This window comes from Paraburkholderia sp. J8-2 (assembly GCF_905220195.1).
Classification (GTDB): Bacteria; Pseudomonadota; Gammaproteobacteria; order Burkholderiales; family Burkholderiaceae; genus Paraburkholderia.
On record NZ_CAJMZA010000002.1, the window covers coordinates 25,252 to 47,783 of the forward strand.

Genomic DNA, 22,532 nt, shown 5'->3' on the forward strand with positions numbered 1-22,532 from the left:
TCTCGATGCGTCACATCAAGGTAATTGGCCTATGTCCCGTTCGCGCAAGTTCTTGCTGGTCGCCTGCTTCGGCGCGCTGACCGTGGCCGGTCTTTTTGCCAGGCTCGCCCTTCCCGGCCTCTTTCGCCGCGCCCCCGTTGCTGTCGCTGTCGCGGCGGAAGCCCCATCCGGCAGGATACGACTCGCAGTGCTCGGAGACTCCAACAGCGAGTCGTACCATGACACGCTGACGCCGGGTGGTCCGGGCACGCGAGGCGGCAAGTGGAGCGCGACCACCTGGCAGTGGACCGAGGTCCTGGGTCAGCTGCGCGGTGACCAGATCGATCTCGGGGAATGGGGCGCCTGGGGCACAGGCAAGTACCGCGCCATTGTCGGGGAAGCCCTCGGTTCCCTCTCTCGCACGCCCCCCAAGGTGGACTACCGCTATAACTTCGCGATTAGCGGCGCGACTTGCGACCAGCTGATGGGCAAATCGCAGCGCCAGGCCATCCGTCTCGTCGATTTGATGGACACAGAACCCCAAGCCTGGCGAGGCGGCATCGTGTTCATTCGCATCGGCGACAACGATCTCAGCAGCCACGAGCTATTCGACGAGATGTCGCGCGATCCCGCTGCACCGCACCCCGCAGCCGTGATGGACGCCTGCATCAAGTCGATTGGCGAAGCCGTCTCGCTGATCCGCATAAATCATCCGGATACCTATGTCGTGCTCTCAACCGCGGCCAGCGGCGCGGATTGGCCGGGCGAGTTCGACAGCTGGCAATCCGCCAGAGAGATAGCCAATATCGACGCCGGCGTCGAGCACTTCAACAATGGCTTGCGCGCGCTCGCTGCGGCGGATCGCCATGTCTACGTTCTCGAAGACAACGCGTGGTTCAGAAGCATGTGGGGTCAGCGCGACGCCCAAGGTCGGCCAAACTACAAGACGGTTCGCCTGTCGCCTGGCTGGGCCATCACCAATACCTCCGGCGACGATCCGCACAACGTCTTCCTTGCAGACAGCCACGCCGGCGTAGTCTGGAATGCGCTTTGGACACAGTACCTCGTCGTCTCGCTGAACAACGCTTTCAGATTGCACATCAAGCCGATTACGGATGCCGAGGTCGTTGATTTTCTGCGACCCAGCTTCAAAGCCGCTGACACAGCGTCGGCGTCCCGCCATGAACCAGCCAGGGAAACCGCCCAGTTCCGGGTAAACGTCAAAACGGGTTTGGATGTTCGTCAACGCACATCGGGTGAAGAGGCGCAATAGTAGCCTGCAGGCAGTGTCCCTCCTACCTACGAAGGTGTGCCATGTCTGTGACTAGCGATGGTACGGTGTTGGCCGATGCATCACGCCGACTGACCTCAGACGACAAAATCCTGCACGCTTCCAGCACCGAATTCAAAAGCAATTTCAATCTTCATCCATTCAAGTTCAATCACGTATTGCATGAGAGTGGATTGTTCGAGATCCCGAGGGTCGCCGAACTCGCCCAACTGATGCTCGAAAAGAACGGCAACGCTCGCGCGATCAACTTCAAGAATAGCGCGCTGGATGCCAAGTTCAGCGCCATGCCACATAGCAAGCAGCTGGCCGAGGCGTTTGCCCGTGTTCACGAAAACGACTCATGGATCAAGCTCACCCAGGCACACCTGTTCGATGCCGACTATGCTCAGGTCCTGGATGCAATCACATCCGAGCTCGAGGATTTGTCCGGTTTCCCGCTGCGCAGCGACATGACCCTGGTGACGATGACACTGTTAGTCTCCTCGCCCAATATCTCGACGCCCTTCCATATCGATCACGAAACCAACTTCCTCTTCCAGTTGCAGGGTTCGAAGGACGTCTGTCTCTTCCCCGCAACCGATCGCGAGCTGGTGCCCGACCAGGAAGTCGAACGTTACTACGCCGGCAACTTCGAAGCGGCGCGCTATCGCTGTCAGTTGCAGAGTCGCGGAACGATCTTCCGGCTCAACCCGGGGGAGGTAGTGCATCACCCGTCATTGGCGCCGCACTGGGTCAAGAACGACAACAATGTTTCGGTGAGCATCAGCATCAACTACTGCATGAAGTCGCTGGAGCAACGCGCCAGGGTCTATCAGGCCAACTACGTTCTGCGCAAGATGGGTCTGAAGCCGCTGCCGCCCGGCGTTTCGCCGTTGCGCGACAAGCTGAAAAGGAAGGTCATCTCGACGCTGGAACACCGTGACCCCAAGACTTTTTCGGAAGTCGTTCACTGGCCGGTGACCCGATTAAAGTCCCCGCTGGATGCGGTTCTGCGCCTCGTCAAACGCTGAACCGCTACGGCGATCAGTGTGCCCGAGCGCACGAACGCCGGGCACGCATCGCTCTAGACTTTAAATGCGTGCTGTTCGGGCGCTCTGCTTTGTAGCAAGTCCTGAACGGACAGACCGCCGGGGCAAGCCGCGAACAACGTTTGCGATGAAACCGTTACACCAGCCGGACAACCGCGGCATCTCCGCGAGGTAACCATGGACTATGTCGGCCGACCTCACTTTCTGGTTCCGGAGACGCTTCTGAGGGAAGCGCCAACCTCGCCGGCCGCTTCGCGCGATACGACCGCCCAGTCCAATCCGGCGCTCGCGCAAACGCCCGTGGTCGACGAACCGTGCCTTCTGTCGCTCGTCGTGCCGTTCTACAACGAGGAGGAGATGATCGGGGCGTTTTTCAGCGCGGTGATTCCCGTACTCGAAGCGATCGACGGAACACAGTTCGAGATCGTCTGCGTCAACGACGGCAGCCGCGACGACACGCTGCGCATGCTGATCGCCAGGTCCAATGACGACAGCCGCATCCGCGTCATCGATCTGTCGCGCAATTTCGGCAAGGAGGCAGCACTGTCCGCGGGGCTCGACGAAGCTCGCGGCTCGATCGTGATCCCTTTCGACGCCGACCTGCAAGACCCGCCGAAAGTCATTCCGTTATTGGTCGAGAAATGGCGGGAAGGCCATGACGTCGTCGTCGCCAAACGCGTCAGCCGGCTCACGGACTCCTTTCTGAAGCGCCAGACCGCAGCCATCTTCTACCGCATACACAATGCGATGTGCGACACGAAGATTCCGGAAAACGTCGGTGATTTCCGCTTGATTACGCGTGAGGTCGTGGACGCCCTCAAGCAGCTTCCGGAAACGCGCCGCTTCATGAAAGGCCTGTTCGCCTGGGTCGGATACCGGACTGCGGTCGTCGAATACGTGCGCGAACCGCGTCTGGCCGGCAGGTCGAAGTTTTCCGGGTGGAAACTGTGGAACTTCGCCCTGGAGGGCTTCACGAGTTTCAGCACGCTGCCGCTTCGCGTATGGACCTATGTCGGCAGCTTCGTGGCGCTTGGCGCTATCCTGTATGCGTCGTTCCTCATTGTGCGCACCCTGATTCAAGGGGTCGCCGTACCCGGCTACGCTTCGCTGATCTCCGCCGTCCTTCTGCTCGGCGGGGTTCAATTGATCGGCATAGGCGTGCTCGGCGAATACATCGGCCGCATCTACCACGAATCGAAGAGCCGGCCGGTCTACCTGATTCGCAGACGCTATCAATCCGCAGGCCCCAACGATGCCTGATCTGCGCGCGGCACGAAGGTTTGTGGTCTATGCGGGCGTCGGTGCGATCGGCACTGTCACGCAGTATGCGATCCTGGTTGCGATGGTTCGCTCCGGCTTTTCTCCGGCCCTCAGTTCGATGGTCGGGGCGAGCTTCGGCGCAATCGTCAACTACAGTCTGAACCGCCAGATTACGTTCCGAAGCAAAAGCAATCCACTGTCGACCGCGCCGAAGTTCGCCATTATCGCCTTGCTTGGCGTGCTCACGAACGGCTTGTGCATGAAGTTCTTCGTCACCAGTCTTGGTATGAACTATTTGATTGCCCAGCTGGTTACGACTGCCCTCGTTCTCGGCTTGACCTACCTGCTCAACTCCGCGTGGACGTTCAATGAGAAGGGGCGCTTCTCCGCAGCGGCCCCCACTGCGCCTGCCAAGGTCCCGACGGCAGGCGACACATCGTCGTCCTGAACGTTGCGCAACGAGCAACGCACGCCCATTCGCCTCGCGCGATCGAAAGCCGCGTTGCCCAACGCACAGAGCGGTTCGAATCCACCGGCTACATTCGTCGCGTGACTTGCCTACACGGACGTAAGCGAGACGCCCTGCTGTCACACGACGGCCGGGACGACATCGAGCGATGAACGAGGCGTGCAGACACACGCTACAGATTCCGGGAGGTTCGCCACACTGCGCGGGAAAGTTCCGGATCTTGGCGGCGTTCGCGGCCGACATGGCAATCATCGGCCCGTGCTCATACTTCGACTGATATTGGGCGTTAGCAGCTCGTTTCGCTGATTGGACCACTGGGCGACTAACCCTTTATCGATTGATCTTCTGGCTGCGAGCGTGGAGGTGCTACATGACAATAAAGTGGTCACGGGGGAATGTGCATCTGATCCTGTCCTGGATCGTTGTCGGCGTACTCGGTATCGTCGAAGGACTCTACGGGCGGACGCAATACTATGGCGACTGGATCTCCTATCTCAATGTGAGCTGGGCCGTCACGCACCTCGATTGGCGCGAGATTTTCAATCCCTTCTGGAATCCAGGATATCCCGCATTGGTTGCCGGTGCCCGGGCGCTGGCGGCCCCCACTCCGGAGGGTGAGTGGTATGCCATAACGGCAATCAACTGGGTCATCTATCTGGTTGCTTATGCCGCCTGGCGCGGACTGATCCGGAGCGCTCTCGCGCTGTTTTGGCCTGATTCGATTGCGCTGGGCAAGCACCCATTTACGATCTGGATCGGGGTTTGCGTTTTTCTCGGCGCGTGTCTGGCGCTGGACTCCGTTTCGGCCGCGTGCCCCGACTTGCTCGTGACCACGGGCTTTATCCTTGCTTCGGGACTGCTCCTCTCCCTGATCCGCCGTCGGGACCTGCTCACTGCGACTTTGCTTGGTCTCGTCCTTGGTCTCGGCGTTTGGGTAAAAGGCGTCTTCACTCCATTCGCCTGCCTGTTCCTGCTGACGCTTTTCATCTACTGCTGCATGAGGGGCGGCTTGTGGAAATCGTTAGGTGCGGTTGTGGGAACCTTCGGTGTTTTCTTTGCCGTCTATATCGCGGGGATTTCCTGGTCTTATGGGGAATTTACGCTTGGCGCTTCCGGTGCCTTGAATGTCCCCTGGCACGTGAACGAGCTGCCTCACCTGACCAATTGGCAGGGCGGCCCGGCGCAGTTCGGCCGGCCAATCCATCCGACCAGTCAGCTTGTGGCGGGCCTGCCTGCTTTCGGCTTTGGCACCCCTTTCCACACGACTTACCCCCCCTATAACGACGTCGCATATTGGTACAAGGGCTTCAAGTCGTTCTTCAGCCTGAAAATGCAATTGATCGCAATGGGCCGGTCGCTGTGGAGCTTGCAGCAGATAATCAAGCAACATCCAACGGTGCTTTCGCTCGCCGCGGCTCTCTTGTTTATCGTTGCCAGACGTTCATGGCGTGCATCGCTCGTCAAGGCAATCATTCGAACGTGGCCATTGCTGTTGCCGACCGTCGGCGGCTTTGCCACCTATTTCATTGTTCATGTCGAAGATCGCTACCTCAGTGCGTTCGTTATGGTCATTGCGCTTCTCACGTGGGCGCCATTGCTCGATGTCACGCTGCAATCTCGCCGCCTGCTCACCACAGCCCTCGCCATCATCTACAGCGCCGGTCTGATCGGAGAACTCGCAATAACAGATGGGCCTTCGTTCGTGGCGGCGGCCCGTCAAGCGGACTTTCACGACGACCCGAAATGGCGGATTGCCGACGCGCTGACTGCCCAAGGGTTGCAGCCGGGCGACCCGATCGCTGTGATCCGGGATAGCTATCCCACTGTCAGGGTCAGCTGGGCCTACGTGTCGCGCTTGCGCATCGTCGCCGAGTTTGGCGGTCTCCCGTACCGTGTCGAGCCCCAGGACCGCAACCGCCTTGACCGCAAAGACGAAGTCCTCTGGCCGAATTTCAGTGAGACATTCTGGACGCAGCTCACGGCGCAACAGCGTGATGAGGTCATGCAGGCGTTCCGTCAAACCGGCGCGCGAGCGGTCGTGTCGCTAGCGATGCCGAACATTGAACCCGGCCCTGGCTGGGTAGCCCTGAAGGGAACGCCCGCGTGGCTTTACAGGTTCGCCGATGCGGCCAATTAGACCCCAGGCCGCAACTGACTTTAGATAACGAGTTGTACGTGTTTCGCGCGGTCCAACGCAATTGGGTGCCCAAATACCAAGGGATATTGCTTATCCCAACCCTCATTAGATTGAAAGGAGCGATCACATGGAGACCACTACCGTTCCCCCGGTTCTCGAAGCGACATTGCCTGACAAGTGGATCGACGCGGATGCTGCGGTGTTTCGGGAAAACTTCGAGCGGAAGAGCTTCGACGTCTCCCACCATCTGGCATCCCATCCGCTCTTGCAACTTCCTCAATTGATGGAATTGGCGGAGCGGACCCTGAAAACGCGTCCAGCTGACCTCTACTACGACATGGGTGACGTCTCGCCTGGTCAAAAATGGAATGATACGAATCGCGCGTTCTCGCCGCTGAATGCATTAGAGCAGCTGGAAGATTCCAACGCCTGGTTCATCTTCAGAGGCCCGCAACAAGATCCTGCCTACGCCGAGCTGTACAGGCATGCGATGGCGGAAATCAAGGGTATGGTGGGCGGCGACATCGAATCCATGATCAAGCGGGAAGACCTCATTATTTTCGTGACGTCACCGAAGCGGGTGACGGCGTATCACATCGACCGCGAATGCAATTTCATCCTTCAAATCCACGGGCAAAAGGATTTGTACGTCTTCGATCGGGAAGACCGGCAGGTTCTGCCGGAGGCGGAACTCGAGCGATTCTGGACCGTCGACCACAACGCGCCGAACTATCGACCCGAGTTGCAGGACCGGGCGAAGACGTACAGACTGGCTCCCGGAAACGGCGTGCACGTTCCGGTCAATTGCCCGCACTGGCTGAAGAACGGCGACAATATCTCGGTGACCTTGAGCGTAAATTTCCAGTTTCTGAACACTTTGCGCGCCGACGTCTATCGGGCCAACTATTACCTTCGAAAACTCGGACTCAACCCCACTCCGCCGGGACGAAGCGCCGTGCGCGATCGCGCCAAGGCCGCAGCGTTTTCGGCGGTGAATGCCACCCGGCGAGCTGCGATGTCGACTTTTAAAGGGGGCGGCGACTAGTATTACGTTCTTACCAGGAGTGATTCGCCCGCCCCAGGCCTCGACGATACTCGGCCTGCGGCGCGTGAAGCTCCGGCTTGGACGAAAGACCGGGACGGTCACGACCGCGTTTCCGGAATTGCCCTGGCCCGCCCGGCCCGCCGTGGCGGGCCTTGCTTTTTTAATGTGCGAGATCGCCAGCGGTCATTGAGCCCGCGGCGTTCGGTCCAGCACGATCGAGCGGATTACCCGACCTTCTCGACCAGATCTCTCCAACTGGCGAGTATCGGTTCGCGCGCAAACATCCGCAGATGCGCGCGCGCCTGGGCAATGCGCCGGAGGCGCTCCTCTTCCGGCATTTCCGCTAGCGAGTACATCCCATACGCGATCGATTCACGAGCAAGCGGATCGGCGCACAACATCGCGTCGCCACCGACTTCCGTCAAGATGCTCGCGCGGGAAACGAGGCATGGCAAATCGTGCTCTATCGCCTCGATCACCGGCATTCCGAATCCTTCCAGCAGACTCATCAGCACGAAACCGGATGCGTTGCGGTAAAGCCAACGAAGCTCGTCATCTCTCGTGTATCCCGGCATCACCACACCGGGAGATTGCCTGGCGAGTTCAATAGCGACGTCGGCGCCAGACTCGCGCCCGCCGACAATGACATACTGCCAGCCTTTCTCCACGAGACCGCTTGCCGAGAACGCCTCAATACAACGCGCCTGGTTCTTGCGATCTCCGATACTCCCCACCGTCAGCAGAAAACGGCGCGAAACGCCTTCCACCGGACGCACCTCTCCTTCCTTGACCCCCAGGCGAGTGGGAATGTAGATGACGTTCGACGAGGCGAAGTCATCACCGTACAGCCGGTGAAATTCCCGCTGGGAAGTCTTGCTGACAAATACCATGTGCGGCTTCATTCGCTGGATCTGCTCATAGGCGAGGAGATACAGGTCTTTCACACCCGGCGCGAAGTACTGCGGATGCGTGATCGGACCCACATCGTGGCAGAGCACAATGTCGCGTGCTTCCAGACGATGGCGCACGACACTCAGTGGATCGAGATGCAGCGTTGGGCGTGGATCGCGGATGGCCGGCAACAATGAAACCAGCCGGGAGTGGCGTACCCGCGCAATGGTTTCCTTGTGAGTCAACCGGCCGACGACCCGGCGCATCAGGTCGCTGTGGGGAAATTCGTGAAATCGTCCGTAGTGCACCCTCGTCACCCTGGCTCCGAGCGTCGAAATGATGTCCTTCCCCAAAAATAGCTTGCCGGTTCGATCATTGAGCGCCAATGAGAAGTCGACATCAATAGACATTGCGTGCCCCCGAAAGCTCTCTTTTAAGATGTTCAGCCGCTCGCGGCCTTCACGGTCTCGAACACGCTGCGCGCCGCCTGTCTCCAGGTGAAGCCGCCTGCCTGCCGGAGTCCAGCGGATATCAGGGATTGCCGCACGTTTTCATCGTTGAGTATGGCCAGAATATTCAGCCGCCATGCGTCCGGGTCCAACGGATCGGCATACAGCACCGCCTTGCCGCAAACTTCCGGAAGCGCACCAAACGGCGCAGCGACGACCGGACAACCTAGCGCCATCGCCTCCAGCGGCGGCAAACCAAACCCTTCCGTCAGCGAGGGAAAGGCCAGTGCGCCGGCATGGCTCATCAGCCCAACGAGCTCGGCATCGCTAATGCGTCCGGTAAATCGCACGTTAGGAGGCACGGTATGCCCGAGATATTCGAAGTCGGCCTGCGTCGCCCCGCCGAACAACACGAGTTCGACGTCGCTCAGCTGTGCGCCTGCGAAGGCCTTCAGCAGAATGCCGATGTTCTTGTGCTTCTGCGTGTTCGCGAGTGCGAGCACATAGCGCCGCGGCTTCAGGCCCAACACAGCAAGCTGCCGCGCGTCGGGCTGAACCTGCAGGACATGGTCGCAGCCGTTATGCACAACGACGATCTTGTCGGCGTCGGCAACGCCATAGCGGACGAGCTCGCCCTTAGAAAACTCGGATACGGTAAAAATGATCTTGTGCCGCTTACCGATGAAAAAGTAGAGCGATTTGTACCAAAGCCGAAAAGGAAGCGAATAGGATTCGGGGGCCGAATACACCTGGGCGTCGTGTATCATCGTCGCCGAATCCCGGTGAATCAGTGGCCCGAGGTTGCATAAATTGAGTATGAAGTCCCTTCTGCGAGCCAGCGGGAGATAGCATTGCTCCCACGCGATCCGGTGAATCTTGCGGACCCAGCGACTCTCGCGAACGCACGAAATGTTACGGTAGGGCGGGATCTCGACGCGGTCTCTGACTACGAGTGCGCAATCGACGCCGCTGCCAGTTTGCCCGGCAATCAACGCGTCGATCGCGGCAACGAGTTGCTCGGCGACCTTATGCACGCCCGTCGGCCCTGCCCCGAAGAACTTGCCGTTGAAAGCTATCGTCTTCGACGCGATCGTTTTCATAATCCACCCCCACGTTCAAGCGTCAATTCTTCTCACACCGTGTCCAGGCAACCGATCGGATGACCGCTCGAACGGCCACGGCGATAGCCGCGGAGTTTCCGGGCAGTTTCGCGCAAACGCGCCTTCCCCCTTACGCGGGGCAATGTTGTTTTCTCCGACGCGTATGCTATCGACACAGCCAGCGCGGCACTGCTGGATACCGCACGCAAACGCGCGCATATCCAGCGTGCCCGCGGGCGAGCGCCGCGCGCCGGCTCAAACGGGTGTGTCGGCCGCCGTGGTGTCGAGAACCGGTTTAGGCGTCGATCGGCCAAATCGGGAAACGAGCCAGGCGCGTATCGGCGTATCGATGAACCGCATGATGAGATAACTCGCCAGCAGGATCGCTGGCAAGAACACGACAGCCTCCAGAATCGGATCCTTTCTGTGCATCAACTGCTGATAGGTGCCGTTGAGCCAGACAAACGTGGGGTAATGCAACGCGTACACCGGATACGACAGTTCGCCAAGAACGAGCGCGACTGCCCGCACGGGCCCGGTGAGCGCAATCGAAGACCCGCCGAGGATCAGCAACGGCATCACGCCGGCAGCCCACAGCCACTGTACGAAGAAGGGGATCTGGCCATTCCACCCCATAATGACCACGGTCATCACGCACGCTGGAAGAAATAGCGATTTCCAGATCTTCAACGAGAGCAGCCCGAATTTCACATTGCCGTGATAAAGCAGGACGCCCAGATAGTAAGCGCCAAATACGCGTGGAAAACCGGAAAGGAAAGTCTGCGGTGTATCGCCTCCCATGCCAAACACCGAGGTAAGCGTATAGCCCGCGATCGCCATGACGAGTGCGAACTTCATTCCGTCAAATCGGCGTGTGAGCATCCAGAAGAGATTGACGACCAGCTCGAGAAAAAGCGTGTATTCGGGGCCATTGAGCGGAAAAACCTGTGGCCCTCCAATCGCATGCGGAGCACCGAAGGTCGGAATACATGATAGACCGAGAAGCGTGGCGGCCGCGAGCCAGCCTGGCGAAATGTCGGAATCGTGAAGTAGAACATATCTCGCCGCCAGATACGATGCACTCAACAGGGTTCCGATTACGATCATCGGCATCAGCCGTATGAGTCTGACACGCGCGAAAAGCGCGCCGCTCATCCCTCTTTCGAAGCGGCCACGGTACGCCACGCACAGGACATAACCCGACAGGCCAAAGAAGAAGTCGACAGCAATGCCCGCGTTGGGGGCCAACCATGGGATCCCAAGCCAGTGATTGAGGTGAAAGAGCAGGACAGATATGGCTGCGAGGCCGCGCAGGCAATCTGGCACCGCCAAATGGGAGTCTTTGTTCATCGCTAGCGACTGCCACTTTCTCTAAAAGCTCTCGGGTCGCTCGGGCGTCAGCCTTCCTCGAAGGAAGTCCCACAACCCGATCAAATTGCCAACCAGACGCCCTCGCCGGTCGATCCATGGCTCCGGTGCGAAGCTTCGAACAATATTGCTCGCGATATTGCGCATGACATGATCGACCGCCGGGCGCAAAGGCATCGTCTTCTTTTTCACCAGATAGAGCGGGTTGATCACCTGCGAATAGCCGAGTTTGCATCCGGACACCCTGCCGCGCTTGACTCCCAGGTGCACGCCGAGCGCAGTATTGATACGCACGACGAGATCGCCCCGGTTCCAGATCTGGCCTCCGAAATCACGATCCTCCTGCCAGCCATAAAGAACGAGGCGCTCATCGAAGCGCAGGCCAGCGATGCTGCTGGCGCGGAACGCCATGTTGCACCCATAAGGGCCACCGGTCGGCGCGACGATCATCTTTTCCGGCACTTCGCCGATCCGGGCAACGAGTGCGCGCCCTTCATCGAAGGAATAGCCTGGCCCATGAATGCCGTCCGCGATGACGGTGCCGGTGACACACGCAATAGACGGATCGCTATCCAGAGCCTTGAGCGCTTGCGCAATCCATTCGCGGTGCATCAGAAAGTCGTCGTCCAGAAAAATCACGACGTCGACATCGTTCGGCACATGATCCAACGCGTGATTGCGTTGCGTCGTGAGCCCAGGGCGCCCCTTCAGCACGATCATTCCAGGTTGGACGGCCAGGTCGCCAACATCCTCATCGCAGACGCAGGACACGATTATGAGATCAGGCTTCACCGTTTGCACGTTGGCGAAGGCAACGACGTCCTTGAGAATGTCTGCGCGACCACGCGTTGCAAAGATCAGGCAGATTTTCGGATCCTTGCCAAATGAAGGCCGACTCATTGGCTCGGCCATCGTGACTCGCGAACTGAAGCTCGATTCCATCATTGACCTCATCGACCATTGCCCGCAGGAATGCGCAAGACGTATGGGCTGTCTTCACGCGTACACCACAACGCATGTGCAAAACGATTCGCGTATGTCGCTATTCGAGCCATCTTCCAAATCTCGCCGGTAAAGAGACGCCTTCGTTGATCCCGAGAATCTCGCGGAACAACCCCGCCTTCCAGATCCCGAAAATCAACATCACCAGCAATGATCCTTCCGCCAGTATCCGCGCGTACACCATGCCCGCGGCCCCCCAGTGGCTGGCAAGGGGAATGGCCGCCACCAGGTTCACCACTGCGCTGATCACACCGCTCCAGGCAAGCAGCTTCTCGAGTTTGCGGGGAATCAGAAAATAAATGCCCAATACCCGCGTGCAAACGGTAAGCGGCAGAATGAACACCATAATATTCAGAACCGGTACGGCATGACGCAGCTCCGGTCCAAATATCAGCGGTATGAGCCATTCAGAGAGCAATCTCGTGAGGATCACACCGGCTACCGCTCCCACAAAAAAGACAGCAAATGTTCGGCGGGCAAGCAGATTCGCTCGGGCCGGGTTGCGGGTCACCAGATACATGACCTTCGGCGCCAGGATCTGCGCGGCGGGCGCCATGATGCTCAGCGCGGCTCCCACCAGACGCTCGGAGAGACCAAAGGCACTCACTTCCTGGGCCGCGGCCAGTAGCGACAATATATAGGTGGATGCATCCAGCACCAGGACTGCCGTTCCGCTGTATATGAAGATCGTAGCCGAGCGCTTGATCAGACCCACTGCCGCACGCACGGGTGCAGTGAAGCCGGTGTATTCCTTTCGAACCAGCCAATATGCCACCAGCGTCTGGATCATACTGGAGGTGAAAATCACCGGAAACGCCAGGTCGACGTCAGTCGGCTTGCGAATGAAGGTGAAGATCAGCGCGAGCGAAAGCAGAAGTCCCAGTACTTCGATCAGGACGTTCGTGCGCGGACGTCCCGTGCTGGTGAAATACCAGCCGATGTTGAAGGCGGACAGCAACCCTCCCGCGACGACGAAAAGGCCTGCAAAAGGCACATTGGCAATAATTTCCGACCTGCTGACCGCAATGCCTCCTACGATCGCACCGGGAATGCTCAATAGCAGCCGGGCCGTAAATTGATCCCGAAAAATCGTATCGCGTTCGCTCGCGATTTCGGTATGGACGATATCCCGTCCCCCGATGGTAGAAAACCCGAAGTTGACGACCAGCCAGAGAGCACTGGAAAGTGACAGCCCGGCCAATACCACACCGTAACCACTGGAACCGAGCACTCTTCCGTAATAAGGAATCAGGATGAGCGGGTAAAGGTAACGAATTGCGTACGAAAAATAAACGGCCAGTAATTCAAGCTTGGATAGCGACGCCTGCACCTTATTCATGAGCCCCCCTGGCAACCCACCCACCACGCGCGGGCACACGTCGCAGCACACGCGGCGAGAGTGCGCCCGCTGCGGCCGCGAATATATAGAAACAAGAACCGAGTTCGAAAACGCTAAGCGAGGCCGAGGCGACGATCAGCGTGGCGATCATGGCGTGCCGCGCCGAATAAGAGATGGCGCGCTCCGTGAACGGATAATGGGCAGGCACGGGCGCGAGCAGCGTCTTGCCGAGGAACGTCCCGTAACACACTATCCCCACGACACCAAGGCTTGCCACCAGCACCACCAGGAAACTCGACGCGCGAATGCTTCCCAGCCCAACGCCTATTCCATACGTCTCGAAGAAGTTGGTGATCCCTTGGGAATTCCATCCCATCCGCTCGACGCCGGAATCACTATCCGCCTTGCTCAAAATCGCGGCGTCGACGAAATCCCCGAGCACTTTCACCACGCCCGGCAGAAAGACGATCACATAGAGCACACCCAACAGGCCCGCGCAAGCCGAGATAACGCACAGCCGTTGCTTGCGTACGGGAGCAAAACGCGAGATAACACCAGGCCGGCTGAAGAGCAGTACGAACTGATACACCCCCAACCCGACATACGCCGTTCCCGAAGTCGACAGCAGCAGCAGGCATCCTGTTGAAATAGCCAGCGGACCGGACAATTTCGAACGATAGCCGACGAGCCAGAGATTCAGGCAAAAGACAAAGATCGGCAGCGTAAAAGCCGCGAAACCCGAAGTTTCACTGAACGTGCCGCTGATGCGAACCATCCCGGCCATTTCCTGGCCGGTCAAATCGGCGAACTGCGCTGTCTTGATGGTCGAGAGGATGTCGAGGCCCGCCGCGTGCGCGACGATGTCGATGACGCCGGCAAGCACGTCAAGCGAGGCAAGCAAAAAGATGGCGTTTGCGAGCGTCCGGTACACACCGCGATATTGCAGGAACGCAAACATGGAGCAATACACGATGACGTCCGCGATGCAATAGATCGACTGAGACAGATTGCCTGACACAGGGCCAAGCGGCTGCAAGATGATGAACTGGCTGCTGCGGTCGACGGGGAACACGAGCGTCGCACCGCTCAGCAATCGCGGCAGCAGAATGGCACCCGTCACACCCCACAGGCAGGTACAAAGCAGCCAGAAGCCGGGCTTGTCCAGCGTGACCGCGTCGGCAAGGCCCTTCCCGCCCGCGAGATTGAACGCCCTGATGGCGAAGAATGCGAGAAAGACTTGCGCGGGCAGAATGCCGATGCCGCCCAATGAGAGCGCGAGCGTGCATCCAAACAGGGAAAACACCGCCATGCCGTAAATCGCGCCGCGATACGACACATAGAGCGCCGCCAGTCCGGCGACGAACACGATGACTCCGAATATCGTCAGTTCCACTTGCCGATGCCCCCATCCGTTCACCCAGCATTCGTGCGTGAACGATCTCGTTATCGCGCCAACTCAGGCTGAGTGCCAGCGCCGCACCACAGGCGGCACATCGGCAAACCCTTTGTCGGCATCCATCGCACGCTCCACGACGCTTAAAAACTCCTGCTTGAATCGCTCTTGCGTAAAGCGCATCGCATTGCGACGGCAGACTTCCGCTTTGATCGGTGGCAGCCGTTCGAAACGCTCCAACGCATCAACGATCGATTCCACACTCTGTTCGCTGAAGAAAATCCCGGTGCCGCGTTCGGGGTCCGGCGAATCCACCACGATTTCGCGCGATCCTCCACGCCCCAAAGCGATGACCGGCGTGCCGCACGCCTGCGCCTCGACAACCGAAATGCCAAAGTCCTCTTCCGCGGCGACGACGAAAGCGCGTGCGCGTTGCATGTAGTCCACCAGAACCGTGTCGGGCTGATAGCCGAGCAAGGTCACATTGGACGTCGCGCACGCCTTGACGCGGGCAAAGTCGGCGCCGTCGCCGATCACCACGAGACGCCGCGACGGCATCGTGGCAAATGCCTCGACGATGAGCGGGATGCGCTTGTACGGCACCATGCGCGAGGCGATCAAATAGAAGTCTTCATGGCGGTCAGCCAATTCGAACCGTTCCACATCGACTGGCGGATAGACCACGGCGGCTTCGCTGCCGTAGGCCTTGCGAATGCGCCGCCCCACAAACGCGGAATTGGCGACGAAGGCATCCACGCCATGCGCCGTGCGCTGGTCCCAGATTCGCATGTAGTGAAGCAATGCACGCACGACCCAGCTTTTCATGCCTCGCTGCAACCCCGCCTCGCACAGATATTGATGCTGCAGATCCCACGCGTAGCGAATCGGCGAATGGACATAACTGACGTGCACCTGGTTCGGCCCCGTCAAGATGCCCTTCGCCACCGCATGGCTCGAAGAAATCACGAGATCGTATGACGAGAGATCGAACTGCTCGATGGCGAGCGGCATGAGCGGAAGGTAGCTGCGAAACGATTTGCGCGCCCGCGGCAAATGCTGAATGAACGAGGTCGTCGCGTGTCTGCCGCCCAGCACGCCACGCAGCGACTCCGGGAAGAAGTCGACGACGCTGTAGAGATCCGCCTGTGGAAACAACTGGAGAATCTGCTCCACGACTTTTTCCGATCCCGCGTAGGTGACGAGCCACTCATGCACGACCGCGACACGGCCGAACCTGCGTGTATCGTTAGCGAGATTCGATGCGAGCGTTACGTTAGCCACGGCGAGATCTCCTCGATCAACCTGGTGGCAGTTGCTTGCCAGGTGAGTTCCGCAGTCCGGGCGCGGCCTCGCTCACGCAGACTGTCACGCAACGCGGCATCGCTCGTGATTCGCTCAAGCAAGCTCGCGAGCTCCGCAGGATTGTCCGGCGAGGTGTAGAGCACGGCGTCGCTGCACGCCTCCTGGACAGCCGGCAACCGCGAAGCGATGACCGGGCAGCCAAGCGCCAGCGCCTCGACTGGCGGCAGTCCGAAGCCCTCATAGCGCGACGGATAAACGAAGCACGCTGCGCGCCGGTAGAGCGCCGCGAGTTCGCCGTCACTCACGTACCCGAGATGTTTCACGAACGCGGGCAACGCGTCTTGCCCCGTTCCGTAGACTCGTGCATCGCCGCCGCCCACCACGACGATGTCGAACTGCGCGTCGCGGATCAGTCGCGCCGCATCGGCGACAAGCTGAAAATTCTTGTGACGATTGAGGCTGCCCACCGCAAGCACGAATGGACGCTCGTCGAACGAATTTGCCGCCTTGCCGCCATCCTGTTGCACACGCAACATGTGCTCGCCGCTCTCCGACACGACACCGATCTTCTCCGCAGGAATGCGGTAGGCATCGCACAGCTCGCGCCGCGAAAATTCGGACACGGTGATCACGCGGCGCGAAATGCGGCCAAGGCGCGGCGCCATCAAGCGATACCAGGCGACAAATGACCGGCTATAGCTGTCCGGCACGCGCGCAGGCGCCGCGTCGTGCAGCACCGTAATTTGACGGCGATACAACAGCGGCCCGGAGTTGCAGAGATTGAGCAGCAATCGGCCGCGTGCAGCTTGAGGGAGCGCCAGTTGCTCCCAACGCAGGCCGCCGCCTTTTCCGCTCGCTCGCAGCGCGACGTGCCGAAACGGATTCGGCATGGCGGCCAGCGCTTCGGGCACGATGATTTCGGTCCGCACCCCGGCGACGCGTGGATCGCCCGACTCGATCAGTTGGTCGAGTGCACGGATCGTCTCGAACGCAAAGCGATCGACACCCGTCGCGCGGCGTCCAAGGAAGCGGCCGTTAATCGTCAGATTGGGGGCAAGCACGTGTTTCATCCCAAGGTGGAAGGCATCGCGCACAGCCGGAATCCGACGGGCTGCGCCATGCAATTCATATGTCTTGAAGTGTCGCCGGTCTTGGCACCGGCGAATGTTCGCCGTCGCTCATGTCGCGCCAACTCACGCGTCTCGAGGCGTTTTCGAAGAGTCGCTTGCGAATTGCCACGGAAAGTCGCCGCTAGTGCGAACGACGGGTGACAGGAGAGCGTGATGGGTTCGCGCCGAAGGCGCGGGCTGAAGCAGGTCGAATCCGCTCCAGCCCATTTTTGAGGCGCCGCCTGGCTGGCAATTGCCGGCAGTACGCGGCTATTCCGCCCTTGCCGCGCCCGTATCCTTGGCAAAGCCGTAGCTCGAATAGCCGTACGCGGCATATTCGTTGCCATAGCGCCCCGGACGCGAAGTCATGTCATTGAAGATCACGCCGCGAATCGGCACGCCAACCTGTTCAAAGCGACGCACGGACTCGCGCAGATCAGCGACGCTCGTCGCACCCTGGCGCGCGATCACGAACACGGTGCCAGCCAGCCTCCCAATGATCCCGGCGTCGGCCACCGGCAAAATCGGCGGTGCGTCGATCAGCACGAGGTCATACGTCGAGTTGGCCCATGCCACGAAGTTCCTGAACGCGTCTTTGCGCAGCAGTTCGCTGGCATTGGTCACATAGCCCCCGGTCGCGACGAAGTCGACGCCTGGCATCACGTCGCGATTCACCACGTGGTCATAGCTTTGGCAGGGCTCGAAAATGTTGGTGACGCCCGGCATGCCCGGCACCGCCATATGCTGGTTCAACGTGCCGCGCCGCAGATCCGCGTCGACGAGGAGCACACGCTTGCCCGACGCACCGAATACGGCCGCCAGGTTGACCGAGACGAACGACTTGCCGACCATCGGTGTCGGCCCTGCCAGCAGCACGACACGGTTTTCTGCCTCCTCCAGCGAATGTTCGAGCGCGCTGCGGAAGCTGCGCAGGCTCTCGACCGCCGGATCGAACACGGCCTTGTGGGCGAGCACCGTGTTCGTATCCGGCGCGCCGTGCGGCAAGCGACGCGTGAGCGAATGCTGAATGCGGCTGCGCGGTACGGCCGCGAAGACTGCCAGTCCGGTGCCCGCTTCGATCTCGTCCACGACGGTGACACCGCGGTTGAGCCGCTGACGCAGCAGCACGAGTGCCGCACCGGCAAACAATCCGGTAAACACGGCCGCGACCACGATGATGGCGCGCTTCGGCCGGATCGGTCCTTCAGGCGGCACCGCCGCGTCGATCATGCGCACATTCGACACGCGCCCGGCTTTGATCAGACGCAACTGCTCGCGGCTGTTCAAAAGATTCGTGTAGATATTCGTATCGACGGTGACTTCGCGCTGCAGGCGCACGAGCTGCTGCTCAACCGGCGGCAGCGCGCGGGTCTGTCCAGCGAGGCGCTCCAGCGACTTCTCCGCTTCGGACAGTTGCCCGTTGATGGCGACGAGAGCCGGATTGTCGTCGGTGAAACGGGCCATCGCCTGCGCGCGTTGCTGCTGCAGGTCGGCGATACGCTGCTGCGCCAGTGCCGAACTCTGCAACAGCGCCGAAGCTTCGGCATCGAGATTGACGGCGCCGTGCTCGGAGCGGAACGTGTTGAACTCGTTCTCGGCCTTCTCGAGCTGTGCCTTGAGCAGAGGCAGTTGCCGGTCGAGGAAGGCAATCTGCTTTTCCGCTTCTTCCTGCGTGCGCTGGGCGTTCTGCCGGATGTACTCGTTGCCGATTGCATTGAGAATGGTGCTGGTCAGAACCGGGTCTTCGCCATCCAGCGCGACGCCAATGACATCGGACTCCTTGCCCTTTTCCGTAATGGCGACCGCCGTCTGCAGCGACTGGATCGCGCTCAGTTCGGACACGCGCATCACGTTGAAGATCGTGCCCGGTTGGCCGTCTATCCGGCCCACGAGGAGGTCGATCGCGCCGCCCACGGTCGGCGCGTGCAGCGCTTGTCCCACATGCCCTTCGAGCGTGAGGCCGGCGCCTTCGAGCGTGTAGGCGCCGTTGCCCCGGTAGGTCAAGACGAACGGTCTGCCTTGCAGGCGCGCCGGCACGTCGAATTGCGTCACCTCGATCGCCTCGGCACCCCATGCATATCCGCCCCAACCCGACCAGCCGTCGAGGCTCAGATGCCGCGCAGCCCAGCGGCCCACCACGGGGAAGTAGCGCGGCGTCGCCTTGATATAAAGCTTCGTCGCATCGACGGCGGACGACACGACCATCCGCGAACGCAATACCTCCATTTCCGCCGACGCCTGGGTCTTGACCGCGAACTGGGAGGACAGATCCGCCAGCGCCGATTTCGCCGCGTTCGGGCTCTCCTCCACCTGGATGAGCATGTCCGATTGATAGACGGGCGACGCCAGTACCGCGTAGAGGGTGCCGATAAGCGTAAAGATGATCGTGACGATCAGGATCGTCTTGCGGCCCGCATATAGCGTATCCAGCAGATTGCCCATGTGTCCGCCGTCGGGGGCGATCGGCATGATCGTCTCCGCTGGCCCTTCAAGCAGGAAGTCGCGGTTATTCATCGTGTTCCCCCGATTTCGAACAGGTCGGCTGACGCGGTTCGTGTGGTTTGCGTTTTTCATATGGACATCAATATCCAATCGCACGGCTGGTCGCCGCGGCCTGGGTTGTCGGCAATATCAGGCTGATGACACGACTCCACTTCACGAGAGCAGACGTATCGACGAACACGACATCGTTGGGCTTGAGCTCGAACGAGTCGGCCGTGGCCATGGCAGAAGCGCTGCTCGCGTCGAGATGGAACACGACCGGCTGGCTGGTATCGCGTCCACGCACGACATACACCTGCGAGGCATCGCCCGACGACTGGTTGATCCCTCCCGCGTTGCCAAGCGCCTCATTGAGCGACATACGTCCGTTATTGAACATCACGCCGCCAGGACGCTCGACCTCGCCGACGACGAACACCTTGCTGTCTGTCTGCGCAAAGATCCGCACAAGGTCGCCGTCGCGCAGAACGATCCGGTCGGGATTGAACCCCTTGCGGATCATCGCCGGCATATCGATATCCACGGTCGTGTCGCCACGTGTCACAGACACATGCGAGCGGTCGGCATTGGCGGTGAAGCCACCCGCGCGATTGATCGCCTCGGGCAACGTCATCGGTCTGTCGTTGAGCACTTGCACGCCCGGCGTCTTGACCTCGCCGTCCAGATACACGCGCTTGCTGCGATAGGTCTCGATGCGCACGGTGATCTGCGGCTGACGCACGTATTTCGCGAGCTTCTGCGCGAGGACGTCGCGAACGCCCATCTCCGAAAGACCCAGGACTTTCAGCGGACCAATGTACGCATACTGAATAAATCCGTTGTTATCGACTGTGTAGCCGGACGCAACCGAACTAGCGCCCGAAGGAGCGTCGCCGGCACCGGCGCCGCCGGGCAGGTTGAGCTCAGGGTGATCCCACACCACGATGGTGAGAATATCGCCGGGGCCGATTTCATACGGCGTGGCCTTGGCGAACATCTTCTCCACGTCCTCGGGAATGCCCTTGGGGCGCGCCGCAGCTTCCTTGTCCACCAGGTCCCTTGTAATCTCGACGAGCGTGCCGGATGGCGCCCCCGCGATTCCCTTGGTCGCCACACTCTCGGGCACAGCCGTGCCAGATGCCGCACCGGCGCCCGGGTTCGTCCCGGCGGCGCCCCCTCCGGCGGTGTAGGTCATGCCCGGCGCAAGGGCACAGCCGCTGAGCGCCGTGAGCACGAGGCAAACGGCACACGCAGCCCCGCGGCGCAGCGCACCCGCCAGTCCGAATTCCCGCACGACACGCGCGTGCTCAGTCCCGATCCAGTTCATCGCGTTGAGTCCCATCGCAACACCCCCAATCCGTTACACGCGTTCCGGATCATGCCGTGTGACCCGGATACCTGATATGCCAAGCGCGCCTGCCGCTAACACCTTCGCAGCCCGCTTTCCGTTCCCGCCTGCGGCCCGTCTTCAGTTCAATACGCGCCGGTGCCGCGGATCACCACGAAAAACGTCTTGAACAGAATCCCGATGTCCTTCCGGAAGGTCCAGTTCTCCACATACGAAACGTCGAGCAAAACGCGCGTCGCGTAGTCGATATCATTGCGCCCGCTCACCTGCCACAGGCCCGTAATACCCGGCGTGACCATCAGGTAGTACTTTCTCGCCTCGCCATAGCGCTCGAGCTCCTGATCGATGATCGGGCGCGGCCCGACAAAGCTCATCTGGCCGCGCAGGACGTTCCAGAGCTGCGGCAGTTCATCGAGGCTCGAGCGGCGCAGAAAGTGGCCGACCCGCGTCACGCGCACGTCGTTCTTCAACTTGAATTCACGCTCCCATTCGGCGCGGGCTTCGGGATCGCGCTCGAGGAGTTCCTTGAGCACCTGCTCAGAATTCATCACCATCGAGCGGAACTTGAGACAGCGGAACTTCTTGCCATGGCGTCCTACGCGCGTATGGCCGTACAACGCCGGCCCGCCATCGCGCTTGACCAGCAGCGCGAGCATGACGAGCAGCGGCGAGAGCACGACAATCGCGCCAACTGCCGCCACAACGTCGAAGAGGCGCTTCAAGGCATGCCCGACGACGGCGCTGCGAACCGCGTCGCGCGCACCGACCTCGAGCGTCTCCCGGCGCCACCAGGCACGCGTCACGCGCAACACGCTCAATTCCGAAAAGAACAGCGTGTGCGAGAGCAGCAGCGAAATACCCGTTGTCAATGTCCAGTACATGAACCACGGCAGCGCCAGCAAGTGATCGTGATGAATCGCATAAAGCAGCACGAGTCCGCAGAGCTGCACCGCGAGCCAGGCGAACGCCGTACGGCCCGCGACGCTGATCGGCGACCGGCTGCCACGTGTGCCATAGGTTCCGCAGGCGGGAAAGACCGAGAGGGCAAGCGCCGCGCAAAACGCCACCAGCGTGGGATCGGGGTGATGCACCGCGGCCACCTGCCCGGAATTCAGATTCAGGTGTACGGCGCATATCGCGCCCAGCACGATCAGCACGACATCGACCGTACGTTGCAGCACGATATCGACCGTACGTTGCGTAAGCTCTGACCGTTGCGTTAACTCTGACATGTCCCTGCCCCAGTGCGTGTCGTGTTCGTCAGACGTTTGTGGCCGATGCGTTCGTCCGCCAGGAGCGGACACACGGACCCCGTGCCCCGAGCGATTCATGCATACGCTGCTCGCCCGACGGCCACGACAACACATTACGGTGTGAGCAACAGGCAGACCGTGCGCAATCCCACCAACTGTCTGTGATCGTCGGCGGCGTCATGCACAAGCCGTGTGACTGGGCGCATGCGCGCAAAGCGTTATGTGCGTTCGCGCACATAACGCAACGGCGATGCGCTTCGCGGGGGAGTGACGGTGCGTGGAATCAGG

At 60.4% G+C, this 22,532-nt stretch carries 17 protein-coding genes; 6 read left to right on the forward strand and 11 right to left on the reverse strand.

The features are described from left to right. The first annotated feature begins 31 nt into the window (after positions 1-31). From U5A52_RS05415 to U5A52_RS05440, 6 genes are all read left to right on the forward strand, one after another. A complete protein-coding gene (locus U5A52_RS05415) occupies positions 32-1,252 on the forward strand; it encodes an SGNH/GDSL hydrolase family protein (protein WP_321934196.1) in 1,221 nt (406 codons plus the stop codon). 41 nt (positions 1,253-1,293) lie between these two features. Further along, a complete protein-coding gene (locus tag U5A52_RS05420; protein WP_321913024.1) occupies positions 1,294-2,280 on the forward strand; it encodes a cupin-like domain-containing protein in 987 nt (328 codons plus the stop codon). 195 nt (positions 2,281-2,475) lie between these two features. Beyond that, positions 2,476-3,558 (forward strand): glycosyltransferase family 2 protein, encoded by a 1,083-nt coding sequence (locus U5A52_RS05425; RefSeq protein ID WP_321913025.1) that lies wholly within the window; start codon positions 2,476-2,478, stop codon positions 3,556-3,558. Further along, positions 3,551-4,006: a GtrA family protein gene (locus U5A52_RS05430; RefSeq protein ID WP_321934197.1), complete on the forward strand. Its 456-nt coding sequence runs from the start codon at positions 3,551-3,553 to the stop codon at positions 4,004-4,006. Before U5A52_RS05425 ends, U5A52_RS05430 begins: the two co-directional genes overlap by 8 nt. 391 nt (positions 4,007-4,397) lie before the next feature. Beyond that, complete coding sequence (locus U5A52_RS05435; RefSeq protein WP_321934198.1) at positions 4,398-6,164, forward strand: hypothetical protein; 1,767 nt, start codon at positions 4,398-4,400, stop codon at positions 6,162-6,164. 127 nt (positions 6,165-6,291) lie between these two features. Continuing rightward, the gene (locus tag U5A52_RS05440) at positions 6,292-7,209 is read left to right on the forward strand and encodes a transcriptional regulator (protein WP_321934199.1); all 918 of its coding nucleotides are present in this window, start codon (positions 6,292-6,294) and stop codon (positions 7,207-7,209) included. A gap of 224 nt (positions 7,210-7,433) precedes the next feature. On the opposite strand, the gene U5A52_RS05445 is transcribed toward U5A52_RS05440, so the two are convergent. The 11 genes from U5A52_RS05445 to U5A52_RS05495 form a co-directional block, all read right to left on the reverse strand. Continuing rightward, the gene (locus tag U5A52_RS05445; protein ID WP_321913029.1) at positions 7,434-8,510 is read right to left on the reverse strand and encodes a glycosyltransferase; all 1,077 of its coding nucleotides are present in this window, start codon (positions 8,508-8,510) and stop codon (positions 7,434-7,436) included. A 32-nt stretch (positions 8,511-8,542) separates the two neighbouring features. Then, on the reverse strand, positions 8,543-9,649 hold the full coding sequence (locus U5A52_RS05450; RefSeq protein WP_321913030.1) for a glycosyltransferase family 1 protein: 1,107 nt from the start codon (positions 9,647-9,649) through the stop codon (positions 8,543-8,545). A gap of 255 nt (positions 9,650-9,904) precedes the next feature. After that, on the reverse strand, positions 9,905-10,999 hold the full coding sequence (locus U5A52_RS05455; RefSeq protein ID WP_321934200.1) for an acyltransferase: 1,095 nt from the start codon (positions 10,997-10,999) through the stop codon (positions 9,905-9,907). Between the two features lie 21 nt (positions 11,000-11,020). Next, a complete protein-coding gene (locus U5A52_RS05460) occupies positions 11,021-11,929 on the reverse strand; it encodes a glycosyltransferase family 2 protein (protein ID WP_321934201.1) in 909 nt (302 codons plus the stop codon). 130 nt (positions 11,930-12,059) lie between these two features. Further along, a complete protein-coding gene (locus U5A52_RS05465; protein ID WP_321913033.1) occupies positions 12,060-13,358 on the reverse strand; it encodes an oligosaccharide flippase family protein in 1,299 nt (432 codons plus the stop codon). Next, positions 13,351-14,625 carry a hypothetical protein gene (locus U5A52_RS05470; protein ID WP_321913034.1) on the reverse strand — a complete coding sequence of 425 codons (1,275 nt, stop codon included), beginning with the start codon at positions 14,623-14,625 and terminating at the stop codon, positions 13,351-13,353. Before U5A52_RS05470 ends, U5A52_RS05465 begins: the two co-directional genes overlap by 8 nt. Before the next feature lie 189 nt (positions 14,626-14,814). Beyond that, complete coding sequence (locus tag U5A52_RS05475; protein WP_321913035.1) at positions 14,815-16,032, reverse strand: glycosyltransferase family 4 protein; 1,218 nt, start codon at positions 16,030-16,032, stop codon at positions 14,815-14,817. Continuing rightward, entirely contained in the window at positions 16,020-17,123 is a 1,104-nt protein-coding gene (locus tag U5A52_RS05480; protein ID WP_321913036.1) for a glycosyltransferase family 1 protein, read from the reverse strand. The genes U5A52_RS05475 and U5A52_RS05480 overlap by 13 nt, the downstream gene beginning before the upstream one ends. 309 nt (positions 17,124-17,432) lie before the next feature. Continuing rightward, positions 17,433-19,631: a GNVR domain-containing protein gene (locus tag U5A52_RS05485; RefSeq protein WP_321913037.1), complete on the reverse strand. Its 2,199-nt coding sequence runs from the start codon at positions 19,629-19,631 to the stop codon at positions 17,433-17,435. 112 nt (positions 19,632-19,743) lie between these two features. Then, entirely contained in the window at positions 19,744-20,838 is a 1,095-nt protein-coding gene (locus U5A52_RS05490) for a polysaccharide biosynthesis/export family protein (protein WP_321913038.1), read from the reverse strand. A gap of 278 nt (positions 20,839-21,116) precedes the next feature. Continuing rightward, the gene (locus U5A52_RS05495; RefSeq protein WP_321934202.1) at positions 21,117-22,223 is read right to left on the reverse strand and encodes a sugar transferase; all 1,107 of its coding nucleotides are present in this window, start codon (positions 22,221-22,223) and stop codon (positions 21,117-21,119) included. Positions 22,224-22,532: the final 309 nt, after the last annotated feature.